At 39.3% G+C, this 13,676-nt stretch carries 15 protein-coding genes; 10 read left to right on the forward strand and 5 right to left on the reverse strand.

All coding sequences use genetic code 11. The features are described from left to right. The first annotated feature begins 57 nt into the window (after positions 1 to 57). The gene (locus tag IGI52_RS18355; protein ID WP_176674943.1) at positions 58 to 1,272 is read left to right on the forward strand and encodes an ammonium transporter; all 1,215 of its coding nucleotides are present in this window, start codon (positions 58 to 60) and stop codon (positions 1,270 to 1,272) included. A 21-nt stretch (positions 1,273 to 1,293) separates the two neighbouring features. Then, positions 1,294 to 1,638: a P-II family nitrogen regulator gene (locus tag IGI52_RS18360; RefSeq protein ID WP_438782027.1), complete on the forward strand. Its 345-nt coding sequence runs from the start codon at positions 1,294 to 1,296 to the stop codon at positions 1,636 to 1,638. Between the two features lie 45 nt (positions 1,639 to 1,683). Here IGI52_RS18360 and IGI52_RS18365 read toward each other — a convergent pair whose 3' ends face one another. Continuing rightward, entirely contained in the window at positions 1,684 to 2,223 is a 540-nt protein-coding gene (locus IGI52_RS18365; RefSeq protein ID WP_137440157.1) for a PH domain-containing protein, read from the reverse strand. A gap of 584 nt (positions 2,224 to 2,807) precedes the next feature. Here IGI52_RS18365 and IGI52_RS18370 point away from each other — a divergent pair. The 8 genes from IGI52_RS18370 to asnS all read left to right on the forward strand — a co-directional run bounded on the left by IGI52_RS18370 (position 2,808) and on the right by asnS (position 12,059). Then, positions 2,808 to 3,911, forward strand: coding sequence for a baeRF6 domain-containing protein (locus IGI52_RS18370; protein ID WP_016180905.1), 1,104 nt, complete (start codon positions 2,808 to 2,810; stop codon positions 3,909 to 3,911). Positions 3,912 to 4,103: 192 nt separating this feature from the next. Then, positions 4,104 to 4,304, forward strand: coding sequence for a cold-shock protein (locus IGI52_RS18375; protein WP_010745638.1), 201 nt, complete (start codon positions 4,104 to 4,106; stop codon positions 4,302 to 4,304). Positions 4,305 to 4,448: 144 nt separating this feature from the next. After that, positions 4,449 to 5,753 (forward strand): IS91 family transposase, encoded by a 1,305-nt coding sequence (locus tag IGI52_RS18380; RefSeq protein ID WP_071879978.1) that lies wholly within the window; start codon positions 4,449 to 4,451, stop codon positions 5,751 to 5,753. Positions 5,754 to 5,796: 43 nt separating this feature from the next. Continuing rightward, on the forward strand, positions 5,797 to 5,931 hold the full coding sequence (locus IGI52_RS18385) for a hypothetical protein (RefSeq protein WP_256596771.1): 135 nt from the start codon (positions 5,797 to 5,799) through the stop codon (positions 5,929 to 5,931). A 264-nt stretch (positions 5,932 to 6,195) separates the two neighbouring features. Further along, positions 6,196 to 8,949: a helicase C-terminal domain-containing protein gene (locus IGI52_RS18390; RefSeq protein WP_438782028.1), complete on the forward strand. Its 2,754-nt coding sequence runs from the start codon at positions 6,196 to 6,198 to the stop codon at positions 8,947 to 8,949. Positions 8,950 to 9,003: 54 nt separating this feature from the next. Beyond that, the gene (locus IGI52_RS18395; RefSeq protein ID WP_016180903.1) at positions 9,004 to 9,507 is read left to right on the forward strand and encodes a cell wall elongation regulator TseB-like domain-containing protein; all 504 of its coding nucleotides are present in this window, start codon (positions 9,004 to 9,006) and stop codon (positions 9,505 to 9,507) included. Between the two features lie 27 nt (positions 9,508 to 9,534). Beyond that, entirely contained in the window at positions 9,535 to 10,722 is a 1,188-nt protein-coding gene (locus IGI52_RS18400) for a pyridoxal phosphate-dependent aminotransferase (RefSeq protein ID WP_438782029.1), read from the forward strand. Positions 10,723 to 10,760: 38 nt separating this feature from the next. Then, entirely contained in the window at positions 10,761 to 12,059 is a 1,299-nt protein-coding gene (gene asnS / locus IGI52_RS18405; RefSeq protein WP_016180901.1) for an asparagine--tRNA ligase, read from the forward strand. A gap of 42 nt (positions 12,060 to 12,101) precedes the next feature. Here the strand turns inward: asnS and IGI52_RS18410 are convergent, their stop codons facing one another. From IGI52_RS18410 to IGI52_RS18425, 4 genes are all read right to left on the reverse strand, one after another. Continuing rightward, positions 12,102 to 12,302, reverse strand: a complete 201-nt coding sequence (locus IGI52_RS18410; RefSeq protein WP_102872385.1) for a hypothetical protein — start codon at positions 12,300 to 12,302, stop codon at positions 12,102 to 12,104. A gap of 17 nt (positions 12,303 to 12,319) precedes the next feature. Then, positions 12,320 to 12,520, reverse strand: coding sequence for a hypothetical protein (locus tag IGI52_RS18415; protein WP_438782030.1), 201 nt, complete (start codon positions 12,518 to 12,520; stop codon positions 12,320 to 12,322). Between the two features lie 28 nt (positions 12,521 to 12,548). Further along, the gene (locus IGI52_RS18420; protein ID WP_016180899.1) at positions 12,549 to 12,797 is read right to left on the reverse strand and encodes a hypothetical protein; all 249 of its coding nucleotides are present in this window, start codon (positions 12,795 to 12,797) and stop codon (positions 12,549 to 12,551) included. 74 nt (positions 12,798 to 12,871) lie between these two features. After that, positions 12,872 to 13,510: a TetR/AcrR family transcriptional regulator gene (locus tag IGI52_RS18425; RefSeq protein ID WP_422856409.1), complete on the reverse strand. Its 639-nt coding sequence runs from the start codon at positions 13,508 to 13,510 to the stop codon at positions 12,872 to 12,874. Between the last annotated feature and the right edge of the window lie 166 nt (positions 13,511 to 13,676).

Consider the following 13,676-nt stretch of genomic DNA (forward strand, 5'->3'; position numbering starts at 1 on the left):
TTTTTTATTTAAGATTGATGTTAGAATACTTAACATAAAAAGAAATGGAGTGGTTTGATGGCAGCGAATATTGCATTTATTTTGATTTGTTCAGGATTAGTTTTTCTCATGACTCCCGCATTAGCATTTTTCTATGGTGGGCTAGAACGACGAAAAAATATTTTGAACACAATGATGATGGTCATTTGTACAATGGGACTAGCATCCTTGATTTGGATAGTGATTGGCTACTCGCTATCATTTAGTGGTGATGGAAATTTTATCGGAAATTTGGATAAAGTACTTTTCAATGGGGTCTCTATGACTAAAGGTGATGGAATTCCCGAAGGATTGTTTGCTTTCTTTCAAATGATGTTTGCCTTGATTACAACAGCGATTTTAACAGGATCAGTTGCTGGTCGGATGCGGTTTTCTGCGATTTTTCTATTTATCGCGATTTGGTTGATCGTGGTTTACTTTCCAATGGCACACATGGTTTGGGGCGGAGGCTTCCTTGATAAGATCGGCTCAATTGACTTTGCCGGAGGAAATGTCGTGCATATTAGTTCAGGAATTTCAGGGCTGGTTTTAGCAATCGTATTAGGTCGTCGTCGCGAGTACCATCTTGGTGATTATCGACCACATAATGTTCCTTTTGTTGTTTTGGGAACAGGGCTTTTATGGTTTGGCTGGTTTGGATTTAATGGCGGCTCAGCATTAGCTGCTGATGGTTTGGCAATTCATGCAATGATTACGACGAATACAGCGGCCGCCTGTGCGATGCTATCTTGGATGTTGATTGAGAAAATTTTAAATGGTAAACCAACTGTTGTTGGCGCATGTACAGGTGCTGTGGTAGGATTGGTCGCTATTACACCTGGGGCTGGCTTTGTATCAATTTGGTCTAGTCTGTTAATTGGTGCTTTAGTAAGTCCATTTTGTTTCTTCTTCATTTCAGTTATCAAGCAAAAGCTTGGGTTTGATGATGCTTTGGATGCGTTTGGTTGTCATGGTGTTGGCGGAATTTTTGGAGGAATCGTAACAGGAATTTTCGCTGATCCTTCAGTTGGTGGAAAAGTTGGGCTAATTTATGGTGAAACTCATTTATTTATCGCTCAAATTGAAAGTGTGCTGTTTACGCTGGTATTTGCTGGAGCAGCAAGCTATTTGATTATTTCATTAATTAGAGCCTTCATGCCTATTCGAGTATCACAACAGGAAGAAGCACTAGGGTTGGATAAAATCGAGCATGATGAAAATGCTTATCCGACATTTATGGGAATGGATTCTTAAAAATAGCCTGAGGAGGACGCAATGAAAAAAGTTGAAGCGATTATTAGACAAGAAAAATTAGAGATGATCAAAGCAGCGATTGATCAAGAAATAGAAGTGAACGGGTTGACAGTCAGTCAAGTATTAGGCTGTGGACTTCAAAAGGGGCAAAAAAGCCATGTTCGCGGACAAGAAGTTATCACTACGTTATTACCTAAAGTGTCGGTGAGTTTTATCTTAGCGGATGAAGACGTCGAGCGAGTGGTTGATTTGATCTTAGAAACGTGTCAATCGGAGGAATGCGGAACGGGAAAAATATTTGTTTATCCGATTGAAGAAGCGATACGCATTCGTACGCGTGAAACAGGTAAAGCAGCGATCCAATAAAAAAGCGCCTATCTAAGAAATTTTTTCCTTCTTAGATAGGTGTTTTTAATTAAGAATGTCTTCTTTTATTTTTGCGAATTCTGCTTCTGTTAAGATTCCTTGATCCAGTAATTCCTTCATCTTTAAAAGTTGTTCTGCTTTGCTTAATTGCTTTTCATAGTTTTTTTCTTTAGTGGCGAGTGGATTATTTTCCTTTAATTGTGTCAATACTTTTGGAGCTTCTTCTTCTGTTAGGACAATTTTAATTGTTCCTTCTAAAGAGGCAATTTCCAATATATCTAAGCTGGTTACTTTGGTTAGTCGAAGGTCTTGGAGATTTGTCAAAGGAATGACTTTGAAATCATCACCGATCAACTTTTTCTGTCCTAATATAAAACGTTGATCAGTCAAGGCGTAGGCATAAAATCCATCATTCTTTGTAGCAGATGTTCGATTGTGCAGTCCAATGAAGCAAATCAGCACCTCTTCATCCGTCCTTAGCTGCTTTTCTAAGACAGAAAAAAGTCTGACACCCCATTGACGATCTGAACCAGAGAAAAATCCGGCATCTTGACAGAATTGGTACATTTCCTCGGCAGTTTTCATGGTCCACCCCCTTGTTTTGTTAGTTTCAGTTTAGCAAAATTTGGAAACGCAAACAAATTTTTGTTGAGGGAAATGGATAGGCGTCACGCATACGATTCCACTAACGTATTGGAAGAGGCAACTGGCAGGCAGCTAATTCGTTTTAGCGTACTAACTTTTTTCAAAAACCGAAAAAAAGTTAATTTGATTCTCATCACGCATATCATCCAACTACCCGCCTCGTATCAATATCTAATTTGAGAATGAAATTTGTCAGTCTGACTTTGAGGAACTGCGAAAAGTTGGAATGACAAAAACCACCATAGCCGTCACTATGGTGGAAATGAAGGTTGTTATTTACTCTTGGTAGGAGTAAGTATGAAAAACCAATTCGGGATAATTGGTATAAATTCATGATAAAGCATTCAATCAATGAAATCATGAACGACTGTTTGTTAATCACTAAGAAATGTATTAGAAAAGACTTATGCAAATTACAGTAAAATTTTTAGGATTATTTCATAATGTAAGGGTTGCATTTCGTTTTAAGGAAATTGAGAGCTATGTTACACTTGGGTTGGAAGATTAAATAGGAGGGTACATTTATGGCAAATATCAGTAAAAAGTTACTAACTGAATTGACTTCAGAAGAAGCAACCGGTCCTTTTATCACATTTATGTTGAATACTCATCATGCGCATCAAGATGTTGAAAAAGATCAAATCATGTTTAAAAACTTTGCTAAAGAAGCGAAGCGACGCTTTGAGAAGAAGTACACTGATCACAGCTTTGAACCATTCCAAGAAAAAATCGATCAATTACTAGCAGATGGAGATTTTTGGCGCAGCGGAACAAAAAGTGTCGCAGTAATCCTGACTGCAAAAGAGATGTATGTTCATCGTTTAAGTATTGCAGTTGATGATCAATACTACGTAAGTGATCTGCCGTATCTTTTGGCAATCATTAAGAATGCACAATTCAACTATGCTTATTATTTAATGGCTTTAAATAGAGATTCTATGAAACTTTATTTTGTTCGCAATAAAGAAGTCGAGCTGATCGAGCTTCCAGAAGATGCACCGAAGGATATCGTGACTGCTTTAGGTGACGAGCTGACTGGAGGAAATCTAAGTGTTTCTACAAGAGGCGGTGAGGCCGGTAGTATTCATGGAGTCAGCACGAAGGATGAAGAAGTTGAAATTGATTGGGTGAATTATTACCAAGCTGTCGATAATTTTTTGAAGGAATTAGAGAATCCGGATCAATTGCCAGTGTATCTTTTTGCTTTGCCAGAAAATCAAGCGCAATTCAAAAAAATTGCCAAAAATCCTTATTACTCAGATAAAGCAGCGATCAGTGGATCTCCTGCTCAGATGAATATCAATGATATTAAACAAGAAGCACAAAAAATAGCGGATCAGCTAGCAGAAGTGGAAACACAAACCTATCAAAAATTGATTAATAGAAAATTTATTGATCAATTGATTGATATCGTTCCAGCAGCGAAAGAAGGAAAAGTCTCCCATTTATTTATTGCGACCGCAAATCTTGTAGATGGGTTTGGCGAAGATCCCGACGTAGAATATGATCGTCGACAAGTATTGAACGAAATTGCCGACAATGTTATCAAAAATGGTGGACAGGTCTTTGTTCTAGACCAAAAGGATGCACCGGATGAGAAAAGCTTATTGGCGATCCTGCGGTATTAGAAACGAAATATTTCAAATATATTAAGAAAAAGTTTTTTGAGCGATAACCTAGTGTTATCGCTTTATCTATGTTATACTTCTAATTGTAGTTTTTGTACGGTAATATTGGCAAGTTTGTTTCAGACAACATCTTTCCTATTTCACCATTCAAGTAATTACAAATCAATTTTTTATCCTAGGAGGATGTTTAACATGGAACAAGGTACAGTAAAATGGTTCAACTCAGAAAAAGGCTACGGATTTATCACTGCTGAAAACGGAAACGACGTATTCGTTCATTTCTCAGCTATCCAAGGCGACGGCTTCAAAACTTTAGAAGAAGGTCAAGCAGTGACTTTCGACGTTGAAGAAGGCCAACGTGGACCTCAAGCTACAAACGTTAACAAAGCTTAATTATAGTAGACTTTTATGCCAGATGCGTAAGCATCTGGCTTTTTTTGACATTAAAGGAAGTATAACATTTTAAGAGGTCAAAGGATTGATACATCAATCTTTTGACCGCTTTTCATCTGGTCTTTTTCCTATTAAACTGGAGATATGAAACCCAATATTTTACACGCCATTTTCTTTGATGAATATCAAAACTGGGAGAAATTCAATCAAAGGTACACGAGAAGGATTCGATCCGTTGTGAAAAGAGAAGTGAAGAAGTTTCGCGATTGTGGTGACCTTAAAAAAGGTTATCGTCTATTTGTCTGTGAAGGATGCCATGATGTAAAGAAAGTGGCTTTTCGTTGTAAAGGGAAATTTTGTCCAACTTGTGCAACTGGGGAAAGTCAACGGTGGGCAGAGGTTGCGGCGAATGATCTGTTTACAGTGACGCATCGACACGTCATCTTCACGATCGATGAAGGTTTACGTGAGATTTTTCTGAAGGAGAAGTATCGTAAGGAGCTTTTAAAAGGATTAATGGATGAAGCTGCACGGATACTATTAGATTTTTTTAGAAAGCACCATATACAAGCTGGGGTTGTGGCAACACTCCACACCTTCGGTTCTCAGCTAGAATACAATCCGCATGTTCATTTAGTCGTCACCATGGGTGGACTGACGAAGGATGGAAAATGGAAGGACTATGACTATTTTCCGTTCGCAATGTTGAGGAAATATTGGCAGAATGCGGTCCTAAAGCTCATTCGAAGAACCTTATCCCAATGGGATAAGGCACGAGTCCAGCCGCTTTTACAAGCGGCGTACACGAAAAATGCAGAGGGTTTTTACGTGCATGCACCCAAAAGGAGCCGAACTTCTCTCAAAAAGATATTAGAATATATCAGTCGTTATATGAAACGTGGTCCCATTGCTTTAAATCGTATCCTTTTGTACGATGGGAAAATAGTGATGTTTCAGTATCATGATAAACGAACTAACACGGATAAGATAAAGACGATGTCGGCAGAGGAATTTATTGGTGCACTGATTCGTCATATTCCAGAGAACCAGTTCAAAACAATTCGTAGATACGGCATTTATAGTCGGCGGATCAAGACAATCATGAAAAAAGTATTAAGTAATTACCAGAAAGAGATTCAACGAATGCTTGTGAATGTGAAGAAAGCACTTAAACCAAAATCATGGTGTGAACGAATAGCCGAAGAATTCGGAGTAAATCCATTGGAATGTACTAGATGTGGCGAATATTATGAATTTAGTGGAGTTAGTGTGTCTAAAAATGGACGACTTGTAGTGAAATATGCGAAGAATAAAGAATCGGAACGATTCATGCGAGAGGAGAATAAAAAAATTGGGGAAGAAGCATCGAAACGTAAGTATGAAAAAGAAAAAGAAGCAGCTTTTAAAAAACTTCGATTCCAATGGAGTGGTTCATTACATTTGTCTTGAATGTGGGATAAAGGAAAAAATTCCAAAGGAAGTAGTTCAATTTTTGGATGCAGGAGATGTTGCATTTGATCCTGAGAACGCTCCGCAATTTGATTGCGAAAAATGTGGTGGAGAGATGTATCCAGAATACTATAAGAACATACTTGGACACGAATTTAGAATCAGTGATCGACAATAAAATGATTTATCTAAACAAAAAGTCCTCAGGAGCGGTTTTCTCCTGAGGTTTTCTTATGATTTTTTACTTTAGATTTTGAAAAGGAAGGATTTATTTGTGAGTACGAAAGAAAGTCGAATCGTTTTAAACAAAGAACTTTCTTGTAGAAAGTGGTACTATTCAGATATAATGCGTGAGGTAAGCTAATAACAAACGGAGCATAAATCTTCGTCGATCACGTATAGTTCTTCTAATTATTACGAATCTGAGAAAGGAGGGGCGCAGGTGAAAAAAAATTATGCCGTTGTTGATATTGAAACGACTGGAACAGACCCTAAAACGGATCGAATCATTCAATTCGGTTGTGTATTAATTGAAGATGGGAAGATTGTCACGCATTTTTCGACCGATATCAATCCGGATCAACCGATCCCAGCGCAGATCCAAACGTTGACTGGAATCACGAATCAGCGAATCAAAAGGGCCCCCTATTTTGAAGACGTGGCGCAAACGATTACGAACTTATTAGCGGATACGATCTTTGTAGCTCACAATATTCATTTTGACTATCCCTTTTTAAGTAATGAATTAGAACGCTGTGGGATGCCGCCGCTGACGATTCCTGGTATTGATACTGTAGAATTAGCGCAAGTATTCATGCCTACCTCTTTGAGTTTTCGCTTAAAGGATTTGGCAGAAGAACTGCATTTGGTTCATGAAAACCCGCATCAGGCCGATAGCGATGCAGATGTGACAGCGCAATTATTGCTGCACTTAGAAGCGAAAATAAAAGAGCTGCCAATCATTACCTTAGAAAAAATAATTGATACTGCTGATCAGATGGCTTTTCAAACAAAGAATTACTTGGAAAATTGCTTAAGAGAGATGCAGGCCAATCCTAAACCATTATCAAAAGATTTAGCCATTATTCATGGTTTGGCTTTGCGAAAGAAACAGGTGCCGCTCTTTTCTGAGAATTATTTTGGTACGAAGGCTTATCCACGTTCGCGAAAGGCGAAGGAGAAGGTCTATCAAGGTGAATTGGATTTTCGAAAAGAACAGGCTCGTTTGATGAACCTGGTGTACGATTTCTTTAATAAAAAGGATGACAAAAATGTTTTGGTGGAAGCCGCAACAGGAATCGGCAAGACACTAGGCTACTTGTTGCCTATGAGTTTTTTAGCAACACCAGAAAAGCCGATAATCGTTAGTACGGTATCTTTATTGCTGCAGGAACAGATTTTGAATCATGATCTGCCACTGATCAATCGTTTATTGGATCAGCCTTTGCAGGCGGTGGTGATGAAAAGTAGTCGACATTATATTGATTTAGAACGCTTCTATCAAAGCTTTGAAAAGAAATCTGAGCAAAAGCAATATACTTTTTATCAAATGGCTTTGCTCGTTTGGCTCACCCAAACCGAGACCGGGGATTTTGATGAACTGAATATGACCAGTTTAAAGCATCCTTTTTGGCAAGAAGTAGCTCATTTAGGAACACATACATTGAACCCTAATAGCCCTTTTTATGCGGTTGATTTTATTCGTCACCGTCAGAAAAAATTGACTCAAAGTAATTTAATTGTGACAAATCACGCTTACTTAGCCCAAGAGGATCAGCGCAAAGAGCCACAGCTGCCGAAGAGTCCTTATTTGATCATTGATGAGGCACATCATTTGAATCGAGTGTTGGAAAAAGTGACTAGCCAGCATTTTAATCTTCTAGCAATTCAACGCATGATCACTCATTTGTTCGATAATCAGCAATTTTCTGTTTGGCAAGCACTCGTACAAAAGGATCAACAGACGCAGCATCTACTTGAAATTTTTCAAGATGTATTGCAGGAATTGAACGAGGATTTGACTGATTTTTATCAAATTTTCAAGGACGAATACCCAACAGAAAATGAGCGGTTTATTACTAAAGATATGATCGACCAGCTTTCTCTAGCTGGCGAACAAGTTTTACAGCGTATCGGTCGTCTTTATCAAGATGCCTTGACGTTAGGGGATCAGTTGCAGGCGTATTTTACGATGTATAAAGAGACATTTGGTATCAAGGAACAGGCGGAGTGGAGTGACCTTCAGTTATTGTTAGAGAGTTTGGCCCAGCAACAGCAAGCGTTTGAGACCTTTAGCGAAAAATGGGATGCTCGGTATATTCATTGGTTCAATGCGAAACGTAAAACCTTCCAAGTACAGGATTTAGATGCTTCATTGATCAGCCAGACAAAATGGTATGATCGTTATCAACAAATTCTTTATTTAGGCGGTACGTTAAAAATTGGCAGTGATCGTCATTATTTTGCGAAGCGCTGGGGAATTCCAGATGCCGCATTGAAAATCATTAGCAGTCCCTATGATTATGCCGAACAAGCGCGTTTGTATTTGCCGACTAACAGTATCAGTATCCAGTCGACCTCGCCTGATCAGTACGCGAATTATGTAGCCAGTGTTGTTCATAAGATGGCAGAAAATCAAAAACGTCCGATCCTAGTTCTGTTTACTTCGCACGATGTATTGAATCGTGTTTATCAGCGTGTGCGTGTTCCTTTATTAAACGAAGGCAGAGAAGTATTAGCCCAAGGTATCGGCGGCAGTCGCGAAAAACTTCTGAAGCGGTTTTTATTGTCTCAAGATGCGTTGCTGTTCGGTGCGGATAGCTTTTGGGAAGGGATAGATTTACCGGGAGATATTTTGCAGATTTTGATCGTAACACGTCTACCATTTGAAAATCCGCAGCGGCTTCAAGTAAAAGCGCGCAATGATTTTTTAGCAGCAGAAGGAATCAATCCCTTTTTCCAAGAAGCGGTTCCTCATGCTGCATTGCGATTGCGGCAAGCATTGGGACGCTTGATTCGCTCAGAAAAGGATAAGGGTGTGATGCTGTTATTAGATCAACGCTTTATCACTGCTGGCTATGGGGAAAAATTACGCAAAGCTTTGCCAAAAGAATTGCCGATCAAACAGCTACCGTTGGAAGAAATCTTACTTGAGACCGACCAATTTTTAAATTCTGACAAAAGTACAGAGAATTAATGAGGCGAAGCTCTTCTTTTGGTATAATGTAGCTTGTCTGAGAGGAGTATGATTTTGGATACGAATAGTGCAGGACAACAACGGCTCAACCGATGGCTTTTAGGAATCGTGGCATTTTTACTGATTATCATTGTGGTAGCGACCATGATTTTTATTCGTTCAAATCGTCCGATGCAGCAAGCCAAAAGAGAGGCTGTTCAAATGGCAGAGAAATATGCCGATTTAAAAACGGTAGATCAATTCTATTGGTTTAACCGTGACAAAACGTATTTCACCGTCACTGGTGAAAGCAACTCTGGAGAAGCGATTATTGTGATCGTTCCAGAATCGGGGGAAAAAATCCGCGTTCTTAATCAAAAGGATGGTCTGACAGAGCAGCAAGCTGAAAAACGTTTTGAAAGTGATCACCCAGAGCTAATCTTTGAAAAGGCTGATCTGGGAATCTATCGCGACCAGACTGCTTGGGAGATTACTGCGAAAGATGAACAGGGCGCGATTTATTATTACTTGCTGGCATTTAATGACGGCAAGACGATCAAAGAGATCAAAAAAATTTAAAAAATCTTGGTAAGGGAGTTATCAGTTATGAAATTGTCACAGCGTGTAACAAACCTAGAACCGTCCGTCACTTTAGCCGCTACAGCTAAAGCCAAAGAGTTGAAGGCTCAAGGCTTAGATGTTATTAGTCTAACTGTCGGAGAACCGGATTTTACGACTCCGGAGAATATCGAGCAAGCTGCGATTGAAGGAATCAAGAGCGGAAAGGTTAGTTTCTATACTGCTTCCGGCGGTACACCAGAATTAAAGACGGCAATTGTGGACTTTACGAAGAAGAATTACGATCTAACTATTGAGCCGAAGAACATCATCGTAACCAGCGGCGCAAAATTTGCGTTGTACACATTGTTCCAAACGATTTTGGACGCAGGCGATGAAGTGATTATCCCAGTGCCTTATTGGGTGAGTTACGGAGAGCAGGTTAAATTGGCACAGGGAATGCCGATTTTTGTTACTGGTGCTCAGGACAATGATTATAAGATAACCGTTGATCAACTTGAAGCAGCTCGGACTGAGAAGACAAAAGTGATTATTATTAATTCGCCGTCAAATCCTACAGGAATGATCTACACAGAAGATGAGCTGCGGGAAATTGGCGAATGGGCCGTCCGTCATGAACTGCTGATTGTCTCAGATGATATTTATGATCATCTTGTTTATAATGGGAACGAAGCGCCGCATATGGCTTCATTATCTGACGAGATTTTCCATCATACAGTGATCATCAACGGGGTATCAAAAACCTATTCTATGACCGGTTGGCGAATCGGTTATGCGATTGGGAATGCTGAGATCATTGGCGGAATGACGTCAATCGCCTCTCAAGCGACAAGTAATCCAACCTCCGTCAGCCAGGTAGCGGCTGTTGAAGCTTTAACTGGCGAACAAGAAACGGCAGAAAAAATGCGCCAAGCCTTTGAAGAGCGCTTAAATACGATCTATCCGAAGGTGGCTGATTTACCAGGCTTTAAGCTGAAAAAACCGCAAGGGGCATTTTATCTATTTCCAAATATCAAGGGAGCAATGGAGATGGGCGGCTATGACAATGTAACGACTTGGGTTAACGATCTGTTGGAGCAAGAACAAGTAGCGCTGGTAACTGGTGAAGGTTTTGGATCAGATGATAGTGTACGGATGAGTTATTCAGCCAGCATGGAGGACTTAGAAGAAGCCGTTGTACGGATTCGCCGCTTTATTGAAAATAGTAAAAAGTAAAACATCAATTCGGGATAAATAAGTTAGGAGAGACATTTGTGGAACAAATTCAAATCATTGATGCCAAGAATCATGTTGGCGAAACAGTAAAAATCGGTGCTTGGGTCGCTAATAAGCGTTCAAGCGGAAAAATCTCTTTTTTACAATTGCGTGATGGAACGGCTTATTTCCAAGCAGTTGTTGTAAAAAGTGAAGTGTCAGAAGAGGTCTTTCATTTAGCCAAAGAATTGACGCAAGAAACATCAATCATTGTGACTGGAGAAATTCGGGAAGATACTCGTTCAAAATTCGGGTATGAACTAGGTGTGAAAGAGATCGAAGTGATCGGTGAAAGCCATGACTATCCCATTACACCAAAAGAACACGGTGTTGATTTCTTGATGGATCATCGTCACTTATGGTTGCGTTCGTCACAACAGCACGCGATCATGCTAATTCGTAACGAAGTGATTCGTGCGACCTATGAATTCTTTAACAACAACGGCTTCGTGAAAGTTGATCCGCCGATTTTGACAGGTTCAGCTCCTGAAGGCACCAGCGACTTATTTGAAACAAACTATTTTGACCATAAGGCTTATTTATCTCAAAGTGGACAATTGTATATGGAAGCAGCTGCAATGGCACTAGGCAAAGTATTTTCATTTGGTCCAACTTTCCGTGCAGAAAAATCAAAAACACGCCGTCACTTAATTGAGTTTTGGATGATTGAACCAGAAATGGCCTTCATGCATCAAGAAGATAGCCTAGAGGTTCAAGAACAGTACGTTGCTTACTTAGTTCAAAACGTATTGGACAACTGCGATTACGCGTTAGATGTACTGGGCCGTGACAAAGAAATTTTGAAGAACTATACAAAACTTCCTTATCCGCGAATCTCTTATGATGATGCCGTAGAATTATTGAAGAAAAATGGTTTTGATGATATCGAATGGGGCGATGATTTCGGTTCGCCGCATGAAACCTTTATCGCGAACTCCTTTGACCGCCCAGTCTTCATTTTAAATTATCCAAAGGCGATCAAACCGTTCTACATGAAGCCACATCCAACTCGGGAAGATGTTGTCATCTGTGCGGACTTGATTGCGCCTGAAGGCTATGGTGAAATTATCGGCGGTTCAGAGCGTGCAACGGATTATGATTTCTTGTTAGAACAAATCCGTGAGCATAATCTTAGTGAAGAAGAATACTCATGGTATTTAGATTTACGCAGATATGGTACTGTTCCACACTCAGGTTTTGGTTTAGGTCTTGAACGAACGATTACCTTTATTGCTGGGATCGATCATGTGCGTGAGGCTATTCCATTCCCACGTTTGTTGAACCGTATTTATCCATAATTGAAATAGAGCAAAAGCGTCGAGGATAGCCTCGACGCTTTTTTAAAATCCAATTTTTTCTATTAATGATCCTTGTTTGTCATCTTCATGCTGGAAGTAGATTGATTCATTCTCGGAAGCATTTTCTTTGAGATTCGTAGTAACAACAGTTTTCACTTCTTCTTTGTCGATGTTCTTTTCGACGATTTGTGAAGTCGCACCTAGAGTAATAAGTGCCAATGCGATGATAGTAAGTTTTTTCATGTTAAATCTCCTCCTAATTAAAATCCGATTTTTTCGGCTAATGTATTTTCAGCGTCGTTCTCATGACCAAAGTCAATATCGCTGTCTTTTTCATCGTGCTCTTTGAGATTCGTAGTAACAACAGTTTTTACTTCTTCTTTGTCGATGTTCTTTTCGACGATTTGCGAAGTCGCACCTAGAGTAATGAGTGCCAATGCGATGATAGTAATTTTTTTCATTTTATTTTCCTCTTTTCATTTTTTTAGGTTAAAAGAATTTATGTTTGATTTGTTTTTTCACTGTGTCAAAGAACTGGGTCATTACTTTTGAGCAGGTTTCTTCTGGCAAATGAGTTTCAGCAGTGATAAAGTCGATGATTGCAGCTAAGTGTTTGCTGGAGTACCGAGTAATATTTTCGTTGCAATAGTGTTCGTAGCTTTTTAAAATGCTTTCGATTGTCATAGCGTCTTCGTTTGTTTGGATAGCTAGTGTTTCCATCATTTCTGTATTGTTCATAGTAAATTCCTCTTTCTTGACCGACTGTCGGTCACTTTAGTTTTAAATGTTAAACTCAACAGGTTTTGTTGAGCTTATGGGATAAAGATATTTTGTAATTGTTCGGTAGTTTGATCGTAAGGATGGATTTCTGGGTTCACATCCAAGGCTTTGTAAATTAAATCTGTTGCAGCAATGATTCGATTTTGAATGATTTCAGGTGGTAATTTTTCAATTTCGTCAAACATCGTTTGAATCCCGGCGATTAAGAATTGGATACTCTCCAGCGGATAAGCGGTGTTGAATTCTCCTTGCTGTCTGCCAACTTCAATCATTTCTGCTAAGACGGGACAAACTTGATTGATGGTACCGGCTAGCGCTCGCTGTTTCATTAAGGAATTCTCCGGCATTTGGAATTTGTCGACGATTTCTTCTTTTCGTTCATCTTCCTGACTATTTTGTGCAAGGAAGGTGATGAGCTTTTCTAGTGCTGATCCATTTGAAGCTTGGATTTCTTTCGCTCTTGAAATTTCTTGATCAATGATTTGACCAATGACGGCATCTAAGACTTCTTCTTTTGAAACGAAGTAATGATAAAAGGTCCCTTTCGCGATGCCGATTCGTTTCAGAATGTCATTGACGGTTGTTTTGTTGAATCCTTTGGTTAAGAAGAATTCTTCGGCGGTGATGATGATCTCATTTCTTCGTTCATCATGCTCTTTTACGATACGCATGTCTTACCTCCTTTCTTTAAACCGACTGTCGGTCGTTGCTTCTGACTTAATAATACCGACCGCGGGTCTAGAAGTCAACCACTTTTTTTAAAAAAAGTTCCTTATTTAATAGAAATGCTTTTATATCAGGGTTTATACTGTTAAATTATTTTTGAAAAAGCTTTCT

The organism is Enterococcus sp. DIV0187 (assembly GCF_051713785.1).
GTDB classification, from domain to species: Bacteria; Bacillota; Bacilli; order Lactobacillales; family Enterococcaceae; genus Enterococcus_A; species Enterococcus_A avium.